The sequence below is a fragment of the Agromyces sp. Y782 genome, assembly GCF_059445405.1.
Window position 1 is genome coordinate 1,073,932 of sequence record NZ_JCAIUG010000001.1, and the last position, 23,078, is coordinate 1,097,009.

General features: G+C 68.1%; 19 protein-coding genes. 8 read left to right on the forward strand and 11 right to left on the reverse strand.

Annotated elements, in window-relative coordinates:
- Positions 1-8: 8 nt before the first annotated feature.
- Genes AC1C2S_RS04985 through AC1C2S_RS04995 form a run of 3 tightly spaced genes read right to left on the reverse strand, consistent with a single transcriptional unit; the run spans position 9 to position 2,959 of the window.
- Positions 9-821: a carbohydrate ABC transporter permease gene (locus tag AC1C2S_RS04985; RefSeq protein ID WP_495351428.1), complete on the reverse strand. Its 813-nt coding sequence runs from the start codon at positions 819-821 to the stop codon at positions 9-11.
- Positions 822-823: 2 nt separating this feature from the next.
- Positions 824-1,699, reverse strand: a complete 876-nt coding sequence (locus AC1C2S_RS04990; protein WP_495351429.1) for a carbohydrate ABC transporter permease — start codon at positions 1,697-1,699, stop codon at positions 824-826.
- Positions 1,700-1,705: 6 nt separating this feature from the next.
- A complete protein-coding gene (locus tag AC1C2S_RS04995; protein WP_495351430.1) occupies positions 1,706-2,959 on the reverse strand; it encodes an ABC transporter substrate-binding protein in 1,254 nt (417 codons plus the stop codon).
- Positions 2,960-3,250: 291 nt separating this feature from the next.
- Between AC1C2S_RS04995 and AC1C2S_RS05000 the strand changes: the two genes are divergently transcribed.
- Positions 3,251-4,384 carry a DUF5005 domain-containing protein gene (locus tag AC1C2S_RS05000; protein ID WP_495351431.1) on the forward strand — a complete coding sequence of 378 codons (1,134 nt, stop codon included), beginning with the start codon at positions 3,251-3,253 and terminating at the stop codon, positions 4,382-4,384.
- A 266-nt stretch (positions 4,385-4,650) separates the two neighbouring features.
- On the opposite strand, the gene rplL is transcribed toward AC1C2S_RS05000, so the two are convergent.
- Together rplL and rplJ are read right to left on the reverse strand one after the other, a co-directional pair.
- Positions 4,651-5,034 carry a 50S ribosomal protein L7/L12 gene (gene rplL / locus AC1C2S_RS05005; protein ID WP_495351432.1) on the reverse strand — a complete coding sequence of 128 codons (384 nt, stop codon included), beginning with the start codon at positions 5,032-5,034 and terminating at the stop codon, positions 4,651-4,653.
- 50 nt (positions 5,035-5,084) lie between these two features.
- A complete protein-coding gene (gene rplJ, locus AC1C2S_RS05010; RefSeq protein ID WP_139418069.1) occupies positions 5,085-5,600 on the reverse strand; it encodes a 50S ribosomal protein L10 in 516 nt (171 codons plus the stop codon).
- Between the two features lie 371 nt (positions 5,601-5,971).
- Between rplJ and AC1C2S_RS05015 the strand changes: the two genes are divergently transcribed.
- The 3 genes from AC1C2S_RS05015 (at position 5,972) to AC1C2S_RS05025 (ending at position 8,664) form a co-directional block, all read left to right on the forward strand.
- Positions 5,972-6,361, forward strand: a complete 390-nt coding sequence (locus AC1C2S_RS05015; RefSeq protein ID WP_495351433.1) for a RidA family protein — start codon at positions 5,972-5,974, stop codon at positions 6,359-6,361.
- A gap of 178 nt (positions 6,362-6,539) precedes the next feature.
- On the forward strand, positions 6,540-8,210 hold the full coding sequence (locus AC1C2S_RS05020; RefSeq protein ID WP_495351434.1) for an MDR family MFS transporter: 1,671 nt from the start codon (positions 6,540-6,542) through the stop codon (positions 8,208-8,210).
- Between the two features lie 10 nt (positions 8,211-8,220).
- Complete coding sequence (locus tag AC1C2S_RS05025) at positions 8,221-8,664, forward strand: MarR family winged helix-turn-helix transcriptional regulator (protein WP_495351435.1); 444 nt, start codon at positions 8,221-8,223, stop codon at positions 8,662-8,664.
- A 47-nt stretch (positions 8,665-8,711) separates the two neighbouring features.
- Here the strand turns inward: AC1C2S_RS05025 and AC1C2S_RS05030 are convergent, their stop codons facing one another.
- The 6 genes from AC1C2S_RS05030 to AC1C2S_RS05055 form a co-directional block, all read right to left on the reverse strand.
- On the reverse strand, positions 8,712-10,562 hold the full coding sequence (locus tag AC1C2S_RS05030) for a Xaa-Pro dipeptidyl-peptidase (RefSeq protein ID WP_495351436.1): 1,851 nt from the start codon (positions 10,560-10,562) through the stop codon (positions 8,712-8,714).
- A 187-nt stretch (positions 10,563-10,749) separates the two neighbouring features.
- Positions 10,750-11,982, reverse strand: coding sequence for a PucR family transcriptional regulator (locus tag AC1C2S_RS05035; RefSeq protein ID WP_495351437.1), 1,233 nt, complete (start codon positions 11,980-11,982; stop codon positions 10,750-10,752).
- A 159-nt stretch (positions 11,983-12,141) separates the two neighbouring features.
- Positions 12,142-13,575 (reverse strand): sensor histidine kinase, encoded by a 1,434-nt coding sequence (locus AC1C2S_RS05040; protein ID WP_495351438.1) that lies wholly within the window; start codon positions 13,573-13,575, stop codon positions 12,142-12,144.
- Between the two features lie 200 nt (positions 13,576-13,775).
- Complete coding sequence (locus tag AC1C2S_RS05045; RefSeq protein ID WP_495351439.1) at positions 13,776-14,525, reverse strand: response regulator transcription factor; 750 nt, start codon at positions 14,523-14,525, stop codon at positions 13,776-13,778.
- A 146-nt stretch (positions 14,526-14,671) separates the two neighbouring features.
- Positions 14,672-17,686, reverse strand: coding sequence for a glycosyl hydrolase (locus AC1C2S_RS05050; protein ID WP_495351440.1), 3,015 nt, complete (start codon positions 17,684-17,686; stop codon positions 14,672-14,674).
- A 183-nt stretch (positions 17,687-17,869) separates the two neighbouring features.
- A complete protein-coding gene (locus AC1C2S_RS05055; protein WP_495351441.1) occupies positions 17,870-18,688 on the reverse strand; it encodes a TrmH family RNA methyltransferase in 819 nt (272 codons plus the stop codon).
- A gap of 230 nt (positions 18,689-18,918) precedes the next feature.
- On the opposite strand from AC1C2S_RS05055, the gene AC1C2S_RS05060 reads away from it, so the two are divergent.
- From AC1C2S_RS05060 to AC1C2S_RS05075, 4 genes are all read left to right on the forward strand, one after another.
- Complete coding sequence (locus AC1C2S_RS05060; RefSeq protein ID WP_495351442.1) at positions 18,919-20,436, forward strand: ABC transporter permease; 1,518 nt, start codon at positions 18,919-18,921, stop codon at positions 20,434-20,436.
- 41 nt (positions 20,437-20,477) lie between these two features.
- Positions 20,478-21,146 carry an ABC transporter ATP-binding protein gene (locus tag AC1C2S_RS05065; RefSeq protein WP_495351443.1) on the forward strand — a complete coding sequence of 223 codons (669 nt, stop codon included), beginning with the start codon at positions 20,478-20,480 and terminating at the stop codon, positions 21,144-21,146.
- A gap of 405 nt (positions 21,147-21,551) precedes the next feature.
- Positions 21,552-22,250: an amidase domain-containing protein gene (locus AC1C2S_RS05070; RefSeq protein WP_495351444.1), complete on the forward strand. Its 699-nt coding sequence runs from the start codon at positions 21,552-21,554 to the stop codon at positions 22,248-22,250.
- Between the two features lie 67 nt (positions 22,251-22,317).
- On the forward strand, positions 22,318-23,037 hold the full coding sequence (locus AC1C2S_RS05075; RefSeq protein ID WP_495351445.1) for an amidase domain-containing protein: 720 nt from the start codon (positions 22,318-22,320) through the stop codon (positions 23,035-23,037).
- The last annotated feature ends 41 nt before the right edge of the window (positions 23,038-23,078 follow it).

Below are 23,078 nucleotides of genomic sequence, written 5' to 3' on the forward strand. Positions count from 1 at the left end.
CCGGTCTCCTAGTACTGCCCGAGCGCGAGGCCGCGGGCGAAGAACTTCTGGGTCAAGAGGAACAGCACGACCGTCGGCAGCGAGACGAGCACGCCCGCCGCGAGCACCGTCGACAACTGGGCGCCGCCGTAGGTGCTCTGCATGCCCGCGAGAGTCGTGACGATCGGCCGCACGTTGTCGGACTGGCTGAGCGTCAAGCCGAGCAGCAGGTCGTTCCAGACGAAGGTGGCCTGCAGGATGAAGATCGCGACGAGCGCGCTCGAGGCCATCGGCAGGTAGAGGCGAGTGAAGATCCGCCACGTCGTCGCACCGTCGAGCACGGCCGCCTCGAATACGTTGTGCGCGACGCCTGTGAAGAAGTTGCGCATCACGAACGCCGAGAACGGAATCGAGATCGCGGTGTAGACGAGGATCATGCCGAACTGCGTGTCGAACAGACCGACCCGCGAGTAGCCGTCGAAGAGCGGCAGCAGCACCATCTGCAGCGGGAACACCGTGCCGCCGAAGATCACGACGAACCAGGCGAACCCATGCTTCAAGCGCAGCGCGACGATCGCGAACCCTGCGGCGGCGCCCACGAGCACGGCGATCGCCGGCGACACGAGCGCGTAGAGCAGGGTGCTCAGCACGCTATCGCCGAGGCCCGAGAGCTGCAGCGCCTCGGCGATGTTGCCGAAGAGCGAGAAATCGGTCGGAATCCACGACTCGGTCGTGGTGAACGTGAGGGGCGACTTCGCCGCGTTGACGAGCAGCAGGTAGACCGGCAGCAGCCAGATCACGCCGAAGACGATGAGCACGGTGGTGCGGAGGATTCTCGACATGGCTAGAACTCGTGTTTCTTCGAGAGCTGCTCGCGCAGGTACAGGATGGCGGCGATCATCGTGACGATCGTCAGGAACACGGCGATCGCCGAACCGAGACCGTAGTCGCTGTTCACGAAGGTCTCCTTGTACATCGTGAGCGCGAGGGTCTCCGATGCACGGCCTGGACCGCCCTTCGTCATGCCCAGCACGAGGTCGAAGGTCTTCAGGCTCGCAACGATCGAGAGTCCCACCACGACCGCGGTGAGCGGGCGCAGCATCGGCCAGAGGATGCTGCCGAACAGGCGCACGCCGGTCGCACCGTCGACGCGGGCGGCCTCGAGCGGCTCCTTCGGAATCGAGTTGAGGCCGATCGTGAAGAGCAGCGCGTTCACACCCACGCCTTGCCACGACGCAGCGATGATCATGACCACGGTGTTGAGTGGCGCGTCGACGAGCCACCGCGGGGTGTCGGTGATGCCAAACGCGCCGAGTGCCTGATCGAGCGCGCCGTTGCTCGAGAGGATGAACGACCAGATGAGGCCGACGCCGATGCCCGAGAGCGCGTACGGAATGAGGAACGGCACCCGCAGCCAAACGCCGCCCGGCAGGTTCCAGGTGAGGAGGGCGAGCGCGAGGCCGATGCCGACCGGGATGAGCAGGGTGCCGACCACCCACAACACGGTGTTCGCGAGCGAACCGATGAAGCCCGGGTCCTCGAACATCTCGACGAAATTGCCGAATCCGATCAGGTCGGGATCGCCGAGGCCGTTGTACTCGGTGAAGCTGAGGAACGTCGTCCAGAGTAAAGGAAGGTAGAGGAGGACCGCGATGATGATCACGCCCGGGGCGATGAAGCCCCGGGCGGACCACTGGTACGGCGCTGTGCGCGTCGCCATACGCCGTTACTCCTGGTCGGCCCAGTACGTGTCGGCCTCGGCCTGGATGATCTCGAGGAACGGCAGCGGGTCGCCGGGGTTGGCGATGAAGGCGCCGAATTGCTCGAGTGCGACCGTGAGGATCGGCGTGGGCGTTGCCTCGAAGTAGCGGTCGTAGACGAGGTAGTCGTCGCTGGCGACCGTGGTGCCGAGCTCATCGAGCATCGGGTCGGCGACCGTCGCCTTCGGATTGAAGGCCACATCACCGCGTGCCTCGCTCCATGCGGTCTGCGCCTCATCCGACATCCACCATTCGGAGTATGCGAGGCCGAGCGCCTTCTGCGAGGAGTTCTCGGCCACGCAGAGCGGTCCGGATTCGACCGCGACCGGGGTGCGCTCGAGGTCGGGGTTCGTCTTCGGGATCACGAACATGTCGTAGTCCTCGCCCGAGACCATGCCGGCCCCGTCGAGGGATCCGTTGAAGAACGAGCCGAAGTTGATCATGGCGTAGTCGCCCTGCTTGAGCCCGACGGCGGGGTCGACCGTACTGCCCGCATCGCTGAACCAGCCGGCCTCCTGCTGCTCGAGCCAGAGGTTCATGATGTCGACGATCTCGGGGTCGGTGTACTTGACCTCGCCCGTGGAGAGACCCTCGTAGAGTTCGGGATCGGTGCCCGCGACCATCTGCTGGAACCACTGGAAGGTGAAGAGCGTCGACGTCTGGTAGTACGGCGTGATGCCGGCCGAGGTCAGCTTCTCGGCCGCGGCGTCGAGTTCCTCCCAGGTCGCCGGCACCTCGATGCCTTGCTCCTCGAAGATCTTCGTGTTGTAGTACATGACCCAGTAGGCGATATTCATCGGCACGCAGTACTGCTTGCCGTCGACCGTGTACGTCTCGCGCAGGTCTTCGGTGACCCAGCCCTCGTCCACCGCGTTCGACCAGATGTCGGTCGTCTCGGCGATGAGGCCTTCGTCGACGAGCTCGGTGAGCGAGCTGCCGGTCTGCCAGGTGAAGAGCCCGGGACTCTTCGAGGTGCGAAACGACTGCTTGATGAAGGCGTCGTACTGGTCGGCATCCGAGTAGCCGGTCGTGTTGAGCGAGATGTCGACGGATGCCTCGCTGGCCCCGTTGAGCTCGTCGAAGTCGGGCTCCCACGCAGCCTTGTTGGTGTAGAAGTCGAGCGTGCCGGTCGTCTCGCCGGTATCGGCCGCGCCGCCCGAGCATGCGGTGAGCAGCATCGCGGATGCGGCCAGTGCGGTCGCTCCGACCGCGATTCTCATTCGTCGTGAATTCACTGGAACTCCCTGGTTCGGTATCGTTACCAACCGCTTCGCCAAAGTATCAACTTTGGCCCAGTCGCCGCAAGACAACGGTTCGTGGTGTGGTGCTGTGCGAATCGAAAGTGCAAGCCCGCGCGGCACCGAGAGCGCACGCTCATCGGGGTCACGAATCTCGGCCGGAAGGAAGCGGACCAGAGCTGCTACGCTCCGCTATTGGTAACGTTAACACGGATTCGGTTGTTCTGCAGCCGATCCCCAGATCCGGCGACGACGCCGGGAGGGAGCCCCACCATGCTTCGACGAACCACCCCGCGCGCGGGTCGGCTCGGGCTGATCGCCGCGGCGGGAGCCATCGTGCTCGCCGCCACCGCGGCGCCGCTCACCGCGACCGCCGCCAACGGGTGCGCCCGCATTTCAGCCTCCGTGAACGAGGAACTGCGCGACCGCTTCGGCGACTACGGTGACACCGCCGGGCGATGGACCGGCGCCGACTCGGCGTACAGCGTGCCGCTGCCCGATGGCAGCATCGCGTGGATCTACTCCGACACCTTCCTCGGCGAGGTCGACGACGATCACGGGCGTCCGCTCGACTCCACGTTCGTGCACAACTCGATCATCGTCGACGACGATGGCGAGCTGACGACGTACACGGGCGGCACCGAGGCGGCACCCACCTCCCTCGTGCACGTCGAGGGCGGCGAGGAGACGCAGAACTGGTACTGGTTCGGCGACGCAACCGTCGCGGGCGATCAGCTGGAGGTCATGCTGCTCGAGTTCGAGCGCACTGGCGACGGCATCTGGGACTTCCGGTTCGCGAACAGCGCCGTCGCGAGCTTCGACCTCGACGGCATGCAGCTCGTCGCGGTCGACGACGTGCCATCGGCCGGCGTGCAGTGGGGTTTGGCGATCTACGAGAACCCCGACGACGGCTACACCTACGTCTACGGTGTCGAAGACCTCCAGGCGCAGAAGTTCGCTCACCTCGCGCGGGTGCCCGCCAGCGGCCTGACGACCCAGACCTGGGAGTACCTCGGCGACACCGGCTGGACGAACGACCCCGCCGCATCCAAACGCATCCTCGAGGGCGTGTCGAACGAGTTCAGCGTGAGCCGCTTTCAAGGGCGGTTCACCCTCGTCACCGGCGACGCGACCGAGGTGCTGAGCGCCAGCATCGTGATGTACCGCAGCACGAGCCTCGAGGGACCGTTCACCGGCAAGACCGAGCTCTACCACACCCCTGAGACCTCGGGAAACGTCTTCACCTACAACGCGAAGGCCCACCCCGAGCTCGGCAACGGGCACACCCTCATGGTCACCTACAACGTCAACAGCTTCGACACGAACGACCTCTACGAGGAGGTCGACAACTACCGGCCGCGGTACGTCGACGTCGACGCGAAGGTCGCGAACGGGCACTGCTCCTGACGCCTCTCCGAGACGACGGATGCCCCGTGGCTCGTGAGCCACGGGGCATCCGTGTATTCAGGTGACGCTCGTCACGTCAAGCTGCGTTCCTCTCGCGAGGGCGGCGACTACTTGACGGTGACGGTTGCCGTCTGAGTGCTGCCTTCTTCGAAGGCGGCGACTACTTGACGGTGACGGTTGCCGTCTGAGTGCTGCCTTCTTCGAAGGCGGCGACTACTTGACGGTGACGGTTGCCGTCTGAGTGCTGCCTTCTTCGAAGGCGGCGACTACTTGACGGTGACGGTTGCGCCGGCTTCTTCGAGAGCAGCCTTCGCCTTGTCAGCGGCGTCCTTGGTCGCGCCCTCGAGCACGGCCTTGGGTGCACCATCGACGACGGCCTTGGCCTCGCCGAGGCCGAGCGAGGTGAGCTCGCGGACGACCTTGATGACCTGGATCTTCTTGTCGCCGACCGTCTCGAGGACGACGTCGAACGCCGTCTTCTCTTCGACCTCTTCAACAGCGGCAGCGGGGCCCGCAACGCCGGCAACGGCGACGGGGGCGGCCGCGGTGACCTCGAAGGTCTCCTCGAATGCCTTGACGAACTCAGAGAGCTCGATGAGGGTCAGGCCCTTGAACTGCTCGAGCAGTTCTTCAGTGGACAGCTTCGCCATGATTATTCTCCTTAGATTCTGTGGTTACTCACCGCTTGAGAGGCTCTCGCCTACGCAGCGGACTCCTGCTTCTCACGCAGCGCGTCGACCGTGCGAACGGCCTTCGACAGCGGTGCGTTGAACAGATATGCGGCTCCGAACAGCGAGGCCTTGAATGCGCCGGCGAGCTTCGCCAGCAGCACTTCGCGGGACTCGAGGTCGGCGAGCTTGCCTACCTCTTCGGCGGTCAGGGGCTTGCCATCGAAATAGCCGCCCTTGACCACGAGGAGAGGGTTCGCCTTGGCAAAGGCACGCAGGGCCTTCGCGACGGCGACCGGGTCACCGTGCACGAATGCGATCGCGGACGGACCGGCGAGCTCGTCGTCGAACGACGAGATTCCGGCCTTGTTCGCTGCGATCTTGGTCAGCGTGTTCTTCACCACGGCGTAGCTCGCGTCCTCACTGATGGACTTGCGCAGCGTCTTGAGCTGAGCAACAGTGAGGCCGCGGTATTCGGTCAGCAGAACGGCGGTCGAGCTCTCGAACAGGTTCGTGAGTTCGGCAACCGAGGCTTCCTTGTTCGCCATGGCCACTCCTTGTGTCTTCAACGTGCATCGCGGAAGCGGTGCACGGCCTGGAGCGCTGGGCTGTTCTCGATGAACTGGTCGTGGGAAAGAAAAAAGCTCCGGCGCAGTTGCGCGGAGCTTGGCCGGTCGCCCGGAAGTCTTCGTCACACCTGCGCGGGCCCTTGCTTTCGCAAGACTTCGGTCGCAACCCCTCTGCGATGAACACAGAAAGGCGCACGACAACCAGCGGTCTTCGGCTCCGAACAGGCTAACGGATGCCCCGGCATCCGCCAAATCGGCGACCGCCGCGCTGCGATCCCCGGAGACGATGTCGGCAATCACGAGGTCTGCAAGGGCTGGCCGATGTCGGTGGACGAGAGCAGACTCGCGACATGGAGATCACACATCTGAACCCCCCGACGCTGCACACGAATCCGGCCTTCAGCCAGGGTGTGCTCGTGAGTGGAGCACACCGCACCCTGCATGTCGGCGGCCAGAACGGCACGGATCCTTCCGGCGCGATCGTTCCCGGCGGCCTCGGCCCTCAGACCGAGCAGGCCATCAGGAACGTGCTCGCCGTGCTCGCCGAGGTGGGCGCCGACCAGTCGAACGTCGTGCGGCTCGCGGTCTACCTCGCCGCAGGGCAATCCGTCGATGAGGGCTACGCGGCGTCGGCGCGAGTGTGGGGCACGCAACCGACGGCGCTGACCGTGCTGATCGTGGCCGAATTGGGTCGCACCGATGCGCTCGTCGAGCTGGAGGCGACCGCGGTCATCGAGTGAGTTCCGATGGCTCCTCCGTTAGTTGACATAGGTCTACTATTCATTTATAGTTGATCCTCGTCAATCAATCTGCAGGAGTCAAATGGCACTCGCCTCGCGCAATCGCGCACCCAAGAACACCCGCGCATCACAGCAGGAACAGAACCCTGCAGCACGCGCCGAACTCACTGAAAGCGGTATGACGCATCGTCAGGTGCTCACCGCGCTCTCGGGCCTGTTGCTCGGCATGTTCGTGTCGATGATCGCCTCGACGGTGGTCGGCAGCTCGCTGCCGGTTATCATCTCCGACCTCGGGGGCGACCAGTCGGCGTTCACCTGGGTCGTCACGGCGACACTGCTCGCCACCACCGTCTCGACGCCCATCTGGGGCAAGCTCGCCGACCTCTTCAACCGCAAGCTGCTCCTGCAGCTCGCCCTCGTGATCTTCGTGGTCGCCTCGGCACTCGCCGGTTTCTCGCAAGACGCGGCCACCCTCATCACGATGCGCGTCTTCCAGGGTCTCGGCGCCGGTGGCCTTGCCGCCCTCAGCCAGATCGTCATGGCCGACATCATCAGCCCGCGTGAGCGCGGCAAGTACGCCGGTCTGTTCGGTGCGGTCATGGCCGTCGCGACCGTCGGCGGTCCGCTGCTCGGCGGCGTCATCACCGACGCTGCCGGCTGGCGGTGGAACTTCTTCGTCGGCCTGCCCATCGCGGTCGCCGCGCTCATCCTGCTGCAGCGCACCCTCCACCTTCCGAAGCGACCGAAGACCAAAGTCACGATCGACTACTTCGGCATCGTGCTCATCTCGGCGGGCGTCTCGCTGCTGCTGCTCTGGGTCACCTTCGCCGGCAACGACTTCGACTGGATCTCCGCGCCGAGCCTCCTCATGGCCGGCAGCGCTGTGCTCCTCCTGATCATCGCGGTCGTCGTCGAGCTGAAAGTCAAGGAGCCGGTGATCCCGCTCGGCCTCTTCAAGAGCCGCACCTTCACGCTCTCCGTCGTCGCGTCGATCTCGGTCGGTGTCGCGATGTTCGGCACCTCGGTGTTCCTCAGCCAGTACATGCAGCTCGCGCGCGGCGCGACCCCCACCGAGTCGGGTCTCCTCACGATCCCGATGATGGCGGGCGTGCTCATCTCCTCGACCGTCATCGGCGCACTCGTGAGCCGGCGCGGCAAGTGGAAGTCCTACATGATCCTGGGCAGCGCGCTCTTGACCGTCGGCACCCTGCTGCTCGCCCAGCTGCACTACGACACGAACTTCTGGTACGTGGGCGTCTCGATGTTCGTGCTGGGCGCCGGCGTCGGCATGGTCATGCAGAACCTCGTGCTCGTCGTGCAGAACACCACGGCCGTGAAGAACATGGGCGTCGCCACGAGCGCCGTCACGTTCTTCCGCAGCCTTGGCGGCACGATCGGCGTCTCGGTCATGGGCTCGATCCTCGGCACGGTCGTCGCCGAGAACATCAAGACCGGCATCGGCGGGCTTCCGCCCGAGCAGCAGGCGCAGGCGGCAGAGGCGCTCGGCACCGGCGGCACGATCCCCCAGATCAGCGCGCTGCCCGACTTCCTCCGCGTCGTGGTCGAGTCGGCCTACGGCACGGGAGTCGGCAACGTCTTCCTCGCCGCGGTGCCGCTCGCGATCGTCACCCTCATCGCCGTGATCTTCCTGCCCAACGCCGATCTCGGCACCCAGAGCGCCATCCAGCGCGCGAAGGCCGAGCAGCGTTCGGGGTCCCCGCTCGAGCGTGAGCTCGAGCAGGCCGGTGAAGAGCTGTTCGAGGTGTCGGAAGGCTCGGTCGCGGTTCCCGTGACCGGCGCCATCCCGGCCGTCGACGCCGATGCAGGCGCGAGGGGCGGCCGAGCCTAAAATGGGCAGCATGACCGCCGAACCCACCCTCGACACCGAGCAGGCCATCGCGGCCGTCGAGCTGCAGTTCGGCCGGCTGTTCCACCGTGTGCGTGCCAACTGGAAGCGTTACGCCACGCAGCTGCACCCCGACCTGCAGCCCCTGGGCTACAAGGTCGTGTCGTCCCTCGTCGCGAGGGGGCCCTCACACGCGGGCTCCCTCGCCGAGGAACTGCACACCGACAAGAGCGTGCTCAGTCGGCAGGTGCGCATGCTCGAAGAACTCGGGCTCATCGAGTCACGCGTCGACGAGCACGACGCCCGTGCACGACTGCTCGCCGCGACGCCCGCTGCGGCCGAGCGCATCAGCACCATCCGACGCGACAACCAGGCCGAACTGCGCGAACGGCTCAGCACCTGGCAGCCGCACGAGATCGAGATGTTCGCCGAGCTGCTCGGTCGCCTCGGCGACTGACCGCGAGCGCCGGCCGCCTCACTGGAGGCAGCCGGCGCCCGCCCGCATCACTTCGCCGAGTGCAGCGACTTCTGCAGTGCGCCCATGCCGCCGACGAGCGGCAGGTGCACCGTCGATGCCGACGGCTTGAGCGTCAACTCGGTGCCGGGCGCCGGGCGCACCGTGTACTCGTTGTCGGACGACATGATCACCACGCCGATCCGCGAGCCGGCGGAGAACACGTAGTCCTTCGGCTCGAAGTCGAAGTCGAAGGTGTACGACTCCCCCGGCGCGATCGGCTCGGTCACGGCCGAAGAACCGCGGTTCTCGACATCCATCCAGCCGCGCGTGATGATCTTCGGCGATCCCGATGCCGGGTACTCCACGAGCAGTGCCGAGAGATTCGCCTTCGAACGGCCCACCGCGACTTCGAGCGAGACCGACGGCGTGCCGGAGAGGCGCATGGGCTCACCGAGAACGGCGGTTCGGTAGGCGAGTCGGTTCGGCGAGGACTCCGCCGCAGCGAGCGCCGATGCCCGGATGCCCGCGTCGTCGATGAGGTTCTCGGTCGCACGCGAACCGTTTCGGGAGACGGCGAGCCCGCCGACCCCGTCGGCCACAGTTGCCGGTGCGAACTTCAGCTTGACCGAATCCGCAGCCGGGTCCGGCCACTCCGGGTACTCGGTGAGCGTCCTGTCCTCGCGGACGACGTACGCCTTCGGCAACTGCTCGACCCCGTTCTCGACGTCGTAGAGATACCGCGTGAACCAGCGGTTGAGCAACGTGTCGTTCGGGTTGCCTCCATGGCCGCCCTGGTGCAGGTAGATCTGGTGCGGCACTCCGCGCGCCTTCAGGGCCTCGTAGAGGTCGGAGGCGTTCTTCGTCATGACGTTCCAGTCGTTCAGACCGTGTGCGACGAGTGTGGCGGCCGTGATCTGGTCGGCGTCAGCGAGATAGTCGCGCTCTTCCCAGAACGCGCTCGAGTCACCGGTGGCGCGATCCTGGTTCGCACGGAGCTCGTCGATGACCGGCTTGCAGATCTCCTGGTCGAACCGGGTGTACACGTAGTCGGCGAGCACGTCGAGATCCTCGCCCTGGTAGCCGCCCGGTGCACGCACCGCGCCATTCGAGCGGTAGTAGTTGTACCAGTTCGAGATCGCTGACACCGGGACGATCGCCTCGAGGCCCTCGACGCCCGTGCTCGCAACGCCGATCGGCAACGTTCCGTTGTACGAGGTGCCGATCATGCCGACGTTTCCGGTCGTCCAGTCTGCAGAGACCGTCGACGCTCGATCGGGGGCGGTGTACGCCGTCGCTCGGCCGTTCAGCCAGTCGACGACCGCCTTGCCGGCAAGCGACTCGTTCTCGCCGCCCGAGGTCGGGCATCCCTCGGACCAGCCGCTGCCGAGCCCCTCGGCGTGCACGACCGCGAAGCCGCGAGGTACCCACGTGCTTTCGAGCGAGCCCGAGATGCGCGGGCTCGTGCGATTCGTGGGCGTGAAGGTCGGCCATGCGGGCTTCTCCGTCGGCGGGGAGCCGATCTCGTGGTCGACCGGCCAGTTCGAGACATCCGTGCCGCCGGCGTAGTAGGGACTCATCTCCATGAGCACCGGCACCTTGAGGCCGTCAGCGGTCTCCGGCACGCGGCTCACATCGATGTGCACGAGGTCCGGCCTGCCGTCGCGATCCGAGTCGACTTCGCTCTCGACCCACGCCTCCTCGTTGATCCACTCGGTCGACACCTTCGTGAAGACCGCCTGCGAGAGGCCGTCTTGGAAGGTCGGCTCGGCCGGTGCCGGCTCCGGCGCCGCATGCGCGGGAGTCGCCGCGACGAGGCCGAGCGCGAGTGCCGACGTCAGGGCGATGGCGACGGTGCGACCGTGCCGTCGGCCGCCGGCGTATGGGACCGCTGGTGTCATGGGATGCTCCTTCGAACGTGGTCGGGGGCATCCGCCGTCTGCAGATGCAGGCGAGGGCGACCACCCGGTGGCACCCACAGGCTAAGCACAGGGGCATCCCGGGGCACGCGTCAGATGTTGCGGCAGGCTCGGGCCTCGATCGACAGATGTCGACGCGGCGACGGAACCGGAACCGGAACCGGAACGCTCACGCGACCGCGGAGGTTCCGTGGCCGCGGCTCCCGCGATCCACCGCTGCGCCGGCCCGCAGCAGGAGCGCGACGTGCAGGCCCAAGCGGTCGAGACCGTTGCCGAGGTCGATGTCGAGGATCCGCTCGACACGGGCCAGTCGGTTGTAGAGGGAGGTTCTATGCACGCCCAAGTGCGCTGCAGCCTCCTGCACGTGCCCGGCCGCCGCGAGGTAGCACTCGAGCGTCTCGATCAGAGCGTGGCCGTCCCGCTCGGCCGACACGCGCTCGAGCCCGGGCTGGAAGTCGCTCGACCGGAGCCCCAAGGCGGATGCTGCATCCAATCCGCGATAGACACCCAGGCGATCCCAATGCCAGACGGTCCCGTCGAGGCCGAATGACGAAGCGATGCCGAGCGTCCGGCGAGCCTGCCGGTAACTCGCGCGAGCGGCGACGACCGAGGCCTCACCGCCGACCGCGACCCGCAGCGCGCCGAGGCCGGCGGCGGCGGCGTCGACCGCCGACTCCGCGATGACCTCCGCTATGCGGTCGCAGTCGGCGAAGCGCCCCGGCGAGGATGGAACGACGACCGCCGCGTGGTCCCGCCTGACCAGCGCTACGACGCCGCGACCGCCGAGCGTCTGACGCGCGCGGCGCGCGGCACGCTCGAGCGCCTCACGGACCGATTCGTCGTGCGCGATCGACGACGACCCGGCATCCAGCACGTAGACGCGGAGCGATCCGCTCTCGAACCGGCCCGACTCGACGAGTTCGTCGGCGGCTCTGCGCCGCACCTCGGCGCGGCCGAGGACCAGCTCGCGGGCCAGCCCATGCTCGTGTGCGGACTCGAGGTTCTCTGACATCCGCACGCGCGCCCACTCGTCGGCGACCTGCTCGGCGCAGTCACCGACTCGCGCGAGGTCCAGCCGTTTCGCGAACCCCGCCGGCTCGATGAACCAGAGGTGACCGAACACGACACCGGATCGACTGATCGGCACGCACACGCGCGGGAGCATGCCGAGCTCGGAACTGGCCGGAACACGGACGGCGGAGACCGCCGAGTAGACGCCGAGCCGGCTCAGCCAGGCGTGAACCGCTGGATCTGCCCGATGCTCGAGGATGGAGCGCCGGCGCACATCGTCGATCTCGTCGGGATGCGGACTGTACGCGACGACGCGCCGACGATGGTCCTCGACGAGGGCCGGGCACCCGAGTTCGACGGCGATACGGGTGATCAACTGCTGCAGGCTCATGTGAAGTCTCGGGTCGCTGCGATGGCGGACGACACCAGCCTAAGCGCGAGCACCGCAGCAGCGTGGTTCGGTGCCTGCCAGCGCCGCGGTCAGCGCGCCCGGCCGCCCGGCCAGCCCGGCCCGCCCGGTCCGCCCGGCCCGCCTACCCCCGGTGCAGCGCTACCCCGCTCGTGCTGCAGGCGCGACCTCCGGGGCGAGCGGCAGCTCGACGACGAACTCGGTGCGCCCGGGCTCGGTGGACACCGACACGTCGCCGCCGTGCGCCTCGACCACCGCACGCACGATCGCAAGCCCGAGACCGGTGCTGCCGGCAAGACGCGATCGTGACGAGTCGCCGCGAGCGAAGCGTTCGAAGAGCGAGTCCACCAGTTCGGGTGGGATGCCGGGCCCGTCGTCCTCGACGGAGAGCACGACATCGTCGCCGTCTCGCACGAGCGACGCGACGACCGAGGTGCCCTCTGGCGTGTGCACGCGGGCATTCGCGAGCAGGTTCGTCACGACCTGGCGCAGACGCGGCTCATCGCCGATCACGGTCAACGGAGCATCCGGAAGCCGCACCTCCCACTCGTGGCCGGGGCCGGCTGCCTGCGCATCGCCGACCGCCTCGACGACGACCCGGCCGAGGTCGACCGGCAGCGCCGAGAGCTCGCGCCCCTCGTCGAGGCGAGCGAGCAGCAGCAGGTCTTCCACGAGCTCGGTCATGCGCACCGACTCCGACTCGATGCGGCCGATCGCGTGCATGACGTCGGGCGGCAGTTCACCGCCGTGCAGGCGAGTGAGCTCGGCGTAGCCGCGGATCGAGGCGAGCGGCGTGCGCAACTCATGGCTCGCGTCGGCGACGAAACGGCGCACCTTCTGCTCGCTCTGCTCACGCGCCGAGAGAGCGGATGCCACGTGGCCGAGCATGCGGTTGAACGCACCACCGAGCTGCCCCACCTCGGTGCGTTCGTCGTCGACGTCGACCCGTTCGGCGAGTGCGACGTCGCCGTGATCGAGCGGAAGCTCCGAGACGCGTTGCGCCGTCGCGGTGACGCGCGCGAGCGGGCTGAGCGCGCGCCGCACGATGAGCGAGCCGAAGCCGAGGGCGAGCACGAGGCCGGCGAGCGCGACGACCGCGATCGTCACGGCGAGCTGCGTCGTGTCGGCGTTCACCTGCGCGAGCGGCAGCGCGAGCACGATCGTGACCCCCTCCCACTCCTCCTGCGCGATCGCCAGGGCGCGGTACTCGCCGAGCTGTCCGACGTCGACCGAGTGCGGATCGCCGTCGGTCGGAACTGAGGCGAGCACGTCGGCGAGCTCGGTGGGGAGGTCGAGCACCCGACCGTGCTCGGTGATGTAACCGGCTCGGTTGGAGCCGTCGGCCTGCGTCAGTGCTGCGAGGGTGCCCGCCTGCTGACCCGGAATGTTGAGGATGAGCGACGGCGCGGCCGACGGGTCCCCGGGGAATCCCGGCGGCTGCCCGGAGATCGCGAGATTCGCACGGGAGATCGTGGAATCGAGGTTCGCGTCGAGCCGGGCGACGGAGGAGCTGTGGAAGACCGCGACGCTGACGAGGCCGACGACGGCGCTCACGGCCACGAGAAGTGCAGCCACGACGACGAGGAGTCTGGAGCGCAAGGTCCACGAACGACGGCCCGACCGAACATCCGCCGTCGCACCGCTGCCGCCCCTGTCCCCGCCGCCCCTGTCCCGGCCGCTGCCGGCGTCGCCGCCGCCTGAATCGCGTGTCGGGGCGGCCTGCGCGGTCACGTTCGCCCGCGCAGACGTCGCATGGCCGGGATCGCCCGGCCGGGTCATCCGACGGCCTTCAGCATGTAGCCCGCGCCGCGCACGGTGTGGATCATCGGCTCGCGGCCGGCGTCGATCTTCTTGCGCAGGTACGAGATGTAGAGCTCGACGACGGATTCCTTGCCGCCGAAGTCGTACGACCAGACCCGGTCGAGGATCTGCGCCTTCGAGAGCACCCGACGGGGGTTGCGCATGAGGAAGCGAAGCAGCTCGAACTCGGTCGCGGTGAGCTCGATCGGCACGCCGGCGCGGGCGACCTCGTAGGAGTCCTCGTCGAGCGTCAGGTCGCCGACGACGAGTACCGGATCTTTGGCCTGGGCGAGCGTGAGCGTCGACCGGCGGATGAGTCCGCGCAGGCGCGCCACGACCTCTTCGAGGCTGAACGGCTTGGTGACATAGTCGTCTCCGCCCGCGGTGAGACCGGCGATGCGATCGTCGAGCGAGTCCTTCGCGGTGAGGAAGAGCACGGGCGTCTCCGAACCGTCTGCCCGCACCCGCTGCAGCACCTCGAGTCCGTCGATGTCGGGCAGCATGATGTCGAGCACGATCGCGTCGGGGCGGAACTCGCGCGCGATCTTGACTGCGGAGTAACCGTCGCTCGCGGTACGCACGTCCCACCCCTCGTAGCGCAGCGCCATCTTGAGCAGTTCGGTGAGCGAGTGCTCGTCATCGACCACGAGCACGCGCACCATCGACCCGTCGCCCTTCGCGATGGCGGGGGCGCGATGCGGGGCCGAAGTCGGTGCAGTGCTCATGCTTCCAGTATCCGCGCGCGGCTATGCGTTCCCTATGACTTCCATGAGCGGATGCCGCGTGGCCATGAGACGCAGCGAAGCGAGCGGATGCCGCGACCCTCCGCTCGTGGCATCCGCTCGCCCGACGTGGCGCTGCCGGTACCGGGTCAGCGCACCTCGGCCACGCCGTAGGCGCGGATCACGACCGGGCCGAGCATGCCGTAGTCGGCGCGCTTCACGCCGCCGTACACCGTGGGGTTCACGACCCGCAGGCGGTTGATGAGCGTCGAGGCGACCTCGACCTCGACCGTGTTGTTGCCCGGGTGCGCGAACTCGCTGATGTCGACGGTCGGGCTCGTGAGGTCGCGGTCTTCGACGAGCTTGCCGTTGACGCGAACCCGGAAGGTGTCGACGACGCGGCCGAGCTCGAGGCGGATACCGGCGCCGGACTTCTTCCACTCGCTGCCGAGCTTGATACGCGTCGTGTAGCGCCCGATGCCCGAGCTGTCGGCGAGCCCCGGGATCGCGTTCCACGGCACCAGGCCCGAGAGCGGAACCTCCACGACCGGTTTCGCCGTCTCGGTCGCCGAAGCCCCGGGCTGCCAGTCCTCGACACGGAGCGTCCACGACGTGAGTTCGATCGGCGCGGGCAGCTCCTTCACCGTCGCACTCGCCGTGCGACCGTCGGCGAAGCGCACCGAGAAGCGCCCCGCGGCATCCGTCACGAGCTCGACGCCCTTCTTGGCCGCGCGCACCGAGACGGCGTCGGTCTCGATGACCTGCTCCTTCGGCGCCTTCTTACCGGCCCAGTCGCGCGGTGCCAGCACGATGACCGTCGACTGCGCGGGCTGCAGGCGCACCCGAACCGTGACGCGCGCGCCGTCGCGACGATACGCGACGAGCGGCCGCACCTCACCCGACCATGCGTCGAGTTCGTAGGGCACGCTGTCTGCGTGCTCCGCAGTGAGCACGATGTCGTGGTCGATGGGCACGAGCTTGTCCTTGCCGGGATTGTGCTTCGCGTTCACGAGGTAGTAGTAGTCGACACCGCCGTCGACGCGCCGGATGTGCTTGAGGTTCGACGTCTCGTGGTCGACGTCGGGCGCCACCCCGAGGCTCGCGAGCGCGATCGGGATGTCGGCGTTCGCCGCGGCGAGTGCGACCGAGGGCGAGTCGCGCAGTGCCGTGACCAGCTCGGCGACGCGGGCGTTCTCCTCATCGGAGCGGAAGCCCACGGCACCGGGCTTCGACCAGTCGCCGAAGAGCACGATGGGCAGCCCGGCGTCGGCGAAGCCGAGCAGGCGCTCGGCGGTCGCGACGGTGAGCGTCGCCTCGTTGCCGCGGAACCGGTCGATGTCGACGATCACGGCCTTGTACGCGCCGCCCTCGGGAGCAAGCCGCCCGCCTGCGAGCACCGCGCCCGCGCGGTCGAGGCTCGACCCGGTGAGGAACCCGTGCGTCCAGCCGACGGGGATGCCCGATGCGGTCGCCCACGGAGCGCCGATGCCCGTCTGCGCCCAGCCCTTCTGCCGCAGGAACACGATGTCGTAGCGCGGGCGTCCGGCGCGGAGCACCCACTGCGTGCGGGCGAGGTACGCGGCGACGTCGGGCATGTGCGCCCAGACCGGCATCCGCGGGCCCCATGCCTCTGAGTAGCCGACCGCGTCGTCGTAATACGGACTGAAGGCCGCGAAGCCCGGCCAGCCGGCCCCCGGCGCACTCGCGTACGGGAACCCGTGCAGCACCGACTGGTTGACGCCGCCGGCGTACATCTCACCGTGCGTCGACAGCACCTCGGCGATCGTCGCGGAGTACGCCTTGCCGAAGTAGGCAGCCGACTCGCACGAGAGGATCGTGTTGCCCGCGATGTCGCGGCCGCTCGCGAGCACCCGGTAGTCGTCGACGTTCTTCGCGCCGAGCGACTCCGTCTCGGGGATGTCGACGATGCCGGCCTGGTCGATCGAATCCTGCTCGAGGCCGTAGGCCTGCACCCGGTACTCGAGCCCGTGGGAGTGCGCCCAGTCGCGGAACGGCAAGAGGTGGTACTCCGAGTAGAGGTCGCTCAGCACCTGGTTGAAATCGTCGCGCACACGCGTCGTCACGATGTCGTCGAAGTCGTAGAGATACTTCTCCTTCAGCTCGATGACGACGGGCAGGAACGGCATGAGCTCGTAGCCGTGGCGCGCCCTGAACTCCTCGGGCAGGTTCCGGGTCCAGATCGTGGCCCCCGTCTCGATCTCGAGCGAGTCCTCGAAGAAGGCGCCCCCGGCCTGGGCGAGCAGCTTCGACATGCGCTTGGAGATGATCTCCGACTCCCAGAAGTCGATCACGGCCTGTGCGCCCGCCGCGCTGAAGTGGTCGACGACGTACGACGTCGGGTTCGTGTGCGCACCGCCCTCGGCGAGTTGGCCCGAGCCGCGGCGCCAGAAGGCGAAGAGCACCCAGCTCGCGGTGCCGGCCGGGGCGGTCCACTCGACCGCTCCGTCGACGACGGTGTCGGTGAGGTCGACTCCGGTCGAGCGCTTCAGCACGATGTTTCCCTTGACGGGCTTCGTGACGATCTCGAAGGCCTGCACCGAGAGCAGCACCTCTTCGTCGACCCCGTGCTCCGGGCCGATCGCCGGCACGGGCACGGCGCCGCTGTGGGCCTGGCCGGGTGCGAGTTCGACGACGCCGTGCACGAGTTCGGTGAGGGCCGCCTCGTGCTGCGGGGTGATGGTCGGCACGGCGGCCGGCCACGACGGACCGAGCGTGATGTCGAGACGGATGTCGCGGCGCTTCGCCTGCGCGAGGGCGGCCTCGACCGCCTCGCACCAACGGTCGCCGCCCCACGGGAACCCGTCGATGTCGAGGTCACCGGATGCCACGCTGTGGTGCACATCGGCGATCTCGAGTCCGCCGAATCCGGCGTCGGCGACCTGGTTCACCTCGCGCACGATCTCGTCGACCTCGACCTGGCCGTTCGGCCACCACCAGCGGAACTTCGGCGCGAGCCCGGAGCCGGGGTCGGCGAACTCGGCGATGCCGAAGGCGTTGCCCTTGCCAGCGGGAAGCACCGAGCCGGCCGCCGCACCGGCCGACTGCGGCGCGGCGTTCGCGACGAGCACCCCTGCCGCGGCCGCCGCCGCCGAGTAGCCGAGGAGCTGCCGCCTCGAGAGCGCGAGATCGTTGAAGGTCGCCATGCCTGCCCTTTCGAGCACGGCGGGCATCGATGCACAGCGCCGTGCGGAGTAGTGAATCGATTCAGATGGACCGCTGATTCCTACCCTATTCGGGGGGTGAAGCAGGGTCAATTCTGTGACGCCGGATGCCGCTGGCTACGGTCCAGCGGTGCCCGCAGAGCATGCGCGGCATGGCGCACAGCGTCACGCGAGCCGCTGGCGCCTCGCTTCGTAGAGCACGATCGACGCCGCGTTCGCCGCATTGAGCGAGCTCGCGGCTCCCGCCATGGGAATCGAGAGCGTCACATCGGCAGCCTCACGCCAACCCTGGGACAACCCCGACGTCTCGTTGCCGATGAGCAGCAGCGTCGGCTGCGTCAGGTCGAACGCGGACACGTCGGCGTCGCCGACCTCATCGGTGGCGACGACGACGATCGGCGTGCCCGCCGCCCGCTGCGCCTCCACCCACTCCACGACTTCGCGCGGCGAGGCCGCACGCACGGTGGGCACCGCGAAGAAGGATCCCGTCGACGCGCGCACGGACTTCGGGTCGTACGCGTCCGCGGCATGACCGGTGGTGACGACCCCGTGCGCGCCGAACGCGTCGGCGGAGCGGATGATCGAGCCGATGTTCCCCGGCTGGGTGGGCCGGTCGAAGACCACGCCGAGGAAATCGGGGGCGACCGGAATCCTGTCCAGCTCGTCGGGGCGCATCGCAACGACGGCGAGCAGCTCGGCGGCACCGTCGGACTTCTCGCTCAGCTCCATGAAGAGATCCGGAGCCATCGCGATCTCCTCGGCGTCCCGATTGCGGTTCAGGATGTCGCGCGCCCAGGTGGAGAGCTTCCGGTCGATGTCGTGGATGAGGCTACGGATCTCCCAGCCGTGCTCGACTGCCAGGTTGATCGGGCGCACACCCTGCACGATGAACTCACCGGCGCGGTGGCGCTTCGTGCGGTTCGTCAGCAACGTCTGGAGCAACTGGAAGCGGGCGTTGCGTGAGGTGATCCGGATCGCAGGCACTCGTTCTCCACGGGATTCGGCGCGCAGCGCGGAGTGTGGCGCCGTCCGTCGGTCAAGACTACTCGCGCGTCCCCACCTCGACGCCCGCGCGCACCAGAGCCGAACACATGTCAGAGCCGGCACATTTCATAGCCGGCACATGGCTGAGCCAATGTGCGCCCACAGGTGCCGTCCCTAGCGTCCCGTACAGCGCTCCGGTCGGTGCGCCTCCCCCGACCCCGAGGACGCACATGTTCTTCACCTACCTCCGGCGCGAACTCGCCGGGCGACGCAGACAGACCGCGATCGTCGCCATCGGCATGGCGCTCGCGATCGCGCTCGTCATGATCGTGAATTCGGTCTCCACCGGCGTTCGCGACGCGCAAGCTTCAGTGCTCGAGTCCGTCTACGGCGTCGGCACCGATCTCACGGTCGCGCAGACGCCGACCCCGCCGGCCGAGGGCGAGGGCGGCGGCCCGCGGTTCGAGTTCGGCGCCGAATCCGGAACCACGACCGACGGCTCCACCGAGATCAGCCAGTCACGCCTCTCCGCGGGCTTCGGCTCGAGCACCTTCGACGCGGAGGCCCTGGCATCCATCGAAGGACTCGACGACGTCGCTGCAGCGGCGGCGACCCTCTCGCTGACGAACACGACCTTCAACGGCGAGATGCCCGACTTCGCGCAGACCCGGCAGAGCGACGACATCGAGGGTGCGCCGGCCGAGGGCGAGCAGCCGGCCGCCCCGCCCGAGGGCGGATTCGACGGCGCAGGCGGCAGCGCGTTCGATGTCGACAGTTTCACCGTCCTCGGCCTCGACCCCGCCGGCGCCGCCGTCGGCCCCCTCTCCGCGGTCGAGCTCGGCGATGGGCGTGGGCTCGAGGCATCCGATGCCGGCCAGGCCGTCGCGGTGCTCGACGCGAGCTACGCCACGAGTGCCGAGCTCGCCGTCGGCGACGTCATCGACGTCGGGGGTACGGAGTTCGAGATCGTCGGCACCGTCACCTCGACCTCTGCCGACGTCGAAACCGCGTCGAACGTGTACATTCCACTCGACCTCGCCCAGTCGATCTCGGGCGAAGATGGCATGATCTCGAGCATCTCGGTGCAGGCGACCTCCGCTGATCGCATCGACGCGCTGCAGGCCGAGATCGAAGAGACGCTGCCGGATGCCACGGTCTCGACGCAGTCCGATCTCGCCGCATCCGTCTCGGGCTCGCTCGCGAGTGCGTCGAGCCTCATCTCGAACCTCGGACTGTGGATCTCACTCGCGGTGCTCGTCGCCGCGTTCCTCATCGCCATCCTCTTCACCATCCAGGGTGTGACGCGCCGCACCCGTGAGTTCGGCACGCTGAAGGCGATCGGCTGGTCGAACGGGCGCATCGTCGGCCAGGTCGCCGGCGAGTCGCTCGTGCAGGGACTCATCGGCGGTGGCGTCGGGCTCGTACTCGGACTCGCGGGCATCTGGGTGATCAACCTGATCGCGCCGACGATCGGCGGCAGCTCCGGCTCCGAAGTGGTCGCGGGCGGCCCCGGAAGCGGCCGCGAGATGGTCATGCAGGGCGGTCCGGGCGGCGGCGGCGGGGCCTTCGGCGGCCCCGTGCAGTCGGCCGTGTCATCGGCCGAGGTCGTGCTGAACGCACCCGTGACCATCAGCGTCATCGTGATCGCCATCGGACTCGCGATCGCCGGAGGCCTCCTCGCCGGCGCATTCGGCGGCTGGCGCGCCTCGAAGCTCCGCCCGGCCGAAGCCCTCCGCAGCGTCGCCTGACGCCGGCGCACTCCGACCGACGCACTACGAAAGGAACCCGCATGTACACGCTCGAACACGTGTCGAAGACCTACGCCCAGTCCAAGCGCACCGTCACCGCCTTGAAGGATGTGACACTGACCATTCCGAAGGGACAGCTCGTCGCGATTCAGGGGCCGACCGGCGGTGGCAAGTCGACGCTCCTGCAGATGCTCGGGGCGCTCGATCGGCCGAGCACGGGCCGCGTCGCGCTCGGTGAGTCGGAGCTCTCGCACCTGCCCGACCGCAAGCTCGCCGGCATCCGCGCGAAGGAGGTCGGCTTCGTCTTCCAGGGGTTCAACCTCATCCCGACGCTGACCGCGCAGGAGAACGTCGAGACGGCCCTTGAGCCGCTCGGCATCTCGGGTGACGAGCGACGCCGCCGCGCCCTCGCCGCGCTCGACTCGGTCGGTCTCGCCGACCGCGCCGGGCACGTGCCGGGCGAGCTCTCGGGCGGGCAGCAGCAGCGGGTGGCGATCGCCCGGGCGCTCGTGAAGGAACCCGACGTACTGCTCGCCGACGAACCCACCGGCAACCTCGACGAGGAGACCCGTGACGAGATCATGAGCCTTCTCGAGGGGCTCTGGCGCGACCGCGGCCTCACCCTCATCGTCGTCACGCACGACTCGGCCGTCGCCAAGCGCGCCGAACGACGGCTGCACATCAAGAACGGCACGGTCACCGAGCGCTGACGGCGACGACGGGCAGCGGATGCCCCGGCGCAGCTCGCTCGCCGCGGCATCCGCCGACGGTGCGTGTGATGCTCGCCGCGGCATCCGAGGTGTGCAGCAATTCAGGTACGGAGGTGTGTCGCTACCCGCGACCCGCCGTCCATGCTGCGACACGCCGACTCCGCACCTGAATTGCTGCACCGTCTTGGCGCTGATTGCGCACCCGTCTTCGGGCTGTTCGCGCACCTCTCGGCCGAATCGCACGGGTCTCGGGCAGGCCGATCGGATATCACCGATTCCACCGCCACGGGCCACCGCCGAGCATCGCGCGTTCGGGCCAGGCGCGACTGGCCGATCCGGGCCCATTCGCGCGACACCCGTCACCCCCGACATCGCGCACGACGATCGGCGCCTACCGTGGATGGAATGAGCCCGCCGCCCGAACGCCCCGCCCGTGAGATCTACCTGCGGCGTCGTGTCTTCGTGGGCGGCGCAGCGCTCATCTCCGTCGCGCTCGTCGTCTGGCTCATCATCGCGATCGTCACGGCGGTCGTCGCCGCCGGCGCCCCCACCGGGCCGGGAACGCAGGGCGGCGACGGCAGCCATCCGAACCAGGCTGCGCTCGAACTCGATTCCGAGCTGTCGGCGCCCGTGCTGCGTCAGCTCGAGTACGTGCGCGATCGATGGAACGCCGACTCGAGCGAGCGTTACGGGGTGCTCGGCGACGACGACTGCGTGAACTTCACCTCCCAATCGCTCATCGAGCGCGGCTGGGAGACCGACGAGGAATGGTGGTACTCGGAGGACGGGGACGCGTACGCCCACTCCCCTGCGTGGCGCTCGTCGACGATGTTCCACGACTACCTCGCCTCGCACCCCGAACGGGCGACGTCGCTCTCCGACCGTCAGCGCGCGAAGGTGAAGCCCGGCGACATCGTGCAATTCGACTGGGACGACTCGGGCGATCGTGACCACACCGCCATCGTCACCGCCGTGCGCGACGGCGACGACGGGCGGATCGACGTGTACTACGCAGGGCACACGGATGCCACGTGGGACCGCTCCGTGGACGAGCATCCGCAGCATCCCGAGACGAAGGTGTACTACTGGAGCGTCGTGGACTGAGTCGTCCGCCACCTTCATCGCCACCCCGTCCGGGTGATACACAGGCAGCGTTCATACGCTGGAATGGATGTCCCACTCCGCTCGACCCCGTCCATTCCGTCGCCGCCGTGCGCTGGTCCTCGCCGCGATCGCCGTCGTCGCGCTCGTGATCGGCGGGGCGACCATCGCCTGGTCGCTCGGTCAGCAGGGCGCCGTCGAAGTCGAGGCGAACGGTGCCGCCGAGACGACCGATGGAGTCGAGCAAGCCGGCCGCGAGGCATCCGAATCGGAAGCCGAGGTCGTCGACTTCTCGATGTATTCAACTGCCGTCGCAGCCCAACTGTCGTACGTCCACGAACACTGGAACGACACCGAGAGCGACCGGTTCGGATACGTCGACGAGAACGACTGCGTGAATTTCGCGAGCCAGTCACTGCTCGCCCGCGGCTGGATCGAAGACGAGGAGTGGTGGTACGACGAGTCGGGCAACGCTTACGGCAGCGCCGACGCGTGGATCAGCTCGACCTCGCTCATGTACTACCTCGAGGAGCACCCCGAGCGCGCGACCGCGCTCACTGATGACGAGCGCGCCTCGGTGAAGGTCGGCGACGTCGTGCAGTTCGACTGGGACGATTCGGGCGACCGCGACCACACGGGCATCGTGACCTCGGTCGAGACCGCCGCCGACGGCTCGGTCACGATCCTCTACGCCGGCCACACCGATGCGACATGGGACCGCTCGGTCGACATGGCGATCACCGAGCTGCACCCAGGCGGCATCGCCTACTACTGGAGCATCGCCGAGTAGTCGGCGCTCGGCGCTGCCGGTTCGAGCGCTACTGGTTCGAG

Bases quoted from the DNA above. Each gene is read 5' to 3' on its own strand.
- AC1C2S_RS05065 (WP_495351443.1), top strand. From the start codon at position 20,478: ATGTACACGCTCGAACACGTGTCGAAGACCTACGCCCAGTCCAAGCGC.
- AC1C2S_RS04995 (WP_495351430.1), bottom strand. From the start codon at position 2,959: ATGAGAATCGCGGTCGGAGCGACCGCACTGGCCGCATCCGCGATGCTG.
- AC1C2S_RS05020 (WP_495351434.1), top strand. From the start codon at position 6,540: ATGACGCATCGTCAGGTGCTCACCGCGCTCTCGGGCCTGTTGCTCGGC.
- AC1C2S_RS04985 (WP_495351428.1), bottom strand. From the start codon at position 821: ATGTCGAGAATCCTCCGCACCACCGTGCTCATCGTCTTCGGCGTGATC.
- AC1C2S_RS05050 (WP_495351440.1), bottom strand. From the start codon at position 17,686: ATGGCGACCTTCAACGATCTCGCGCTCTCGAGGCGGCAGCTCCTCGGC.
- AC1C2S_RS05075 (WP_495351445.1), top strand. From the start codon at position 22,318: ATGTCCCACTCCGCTCGACCCCGTCCATTCCGTCGCCGCCGTGCGCTG.
- AC1C2S_RS05070 (WP_495351444.1), top strand. From the start codon at position 21,552: ATGAGCCCGCCGCCCGAACGCCCCGCCCGTGAGATCTACCTGCGGCGT.
- AC1C2S_RS05025 (WP_495351435.1), top strand. From the start codon at position 8,221: ATGACCGCCGAACCCACCCTCGACACCGAGCAGGCCATCGCGGCCGTC.
- AC1C2S_RS05030 (WP_495351436.1), bottom strand. From the start codon at position 10,562: ATGACACCAGCGGTCCCATACGCCGGCGGCCGACGGCACGGTCGCACC.
- AC1C2S_RS04990 (WP_495351429.1), bottom strand. From the start codon at position 1,699: ATGGCGACGCGCACAGCGCCGTACCAGTGGTCCGCCCGGGGCTTCATC.
- AC1C2S_RS05000 (WP_495351431.1), top strand. From the start codon at position 3,251: ATGCTTCGACGAACCACCCCGCGCGCGGGTCGGCTCGGGCTGATCGCC.
- AC1C2S_RS05060 (WP_495351442.1), top strand. From the start codon at position 18,919: ATGTTCTTCACCTACCTCCGGCGCGAACTCGCCGGGCGACGCAGACAG.
- rplJ (WP_139418069.1), bottom strand. From the start codon at position 5,600: ATGGCGAACAAGGAAGCCTCGGTTGCCGAACTCACGAACCTGTTCGAG.
- rplL (WP_495351432.1), bottom strand. From the start codon at position 5,034: ATGGCGAAGCTGTCCACTGAAGAACTGCTCGAGCAGTTCAAGGGCCTG.
- AC1C2S_RS05045 (WP_495351439.1), bottom strand. From the start codon at position 14,525: ATGAGCACTGCACCGACTTCGGCCCCGCATCGCGCCCCCGCCATCGCG.
- AC1C2S_RS05035 (WP_495351437.1), bottom strand. From the start codon at position 11,982: ATGAGCCTGCAGCAGTTGATCACCCGTATCGCCGTCGAACTCGGGTGC.
- AC1C2S_RS05015 (WP_495351433.1), top strand. From the start codon at position 5,972: ATGGAGATCACACATCTGAACCCCCCGACGCTGCACACGAATCCGGCC.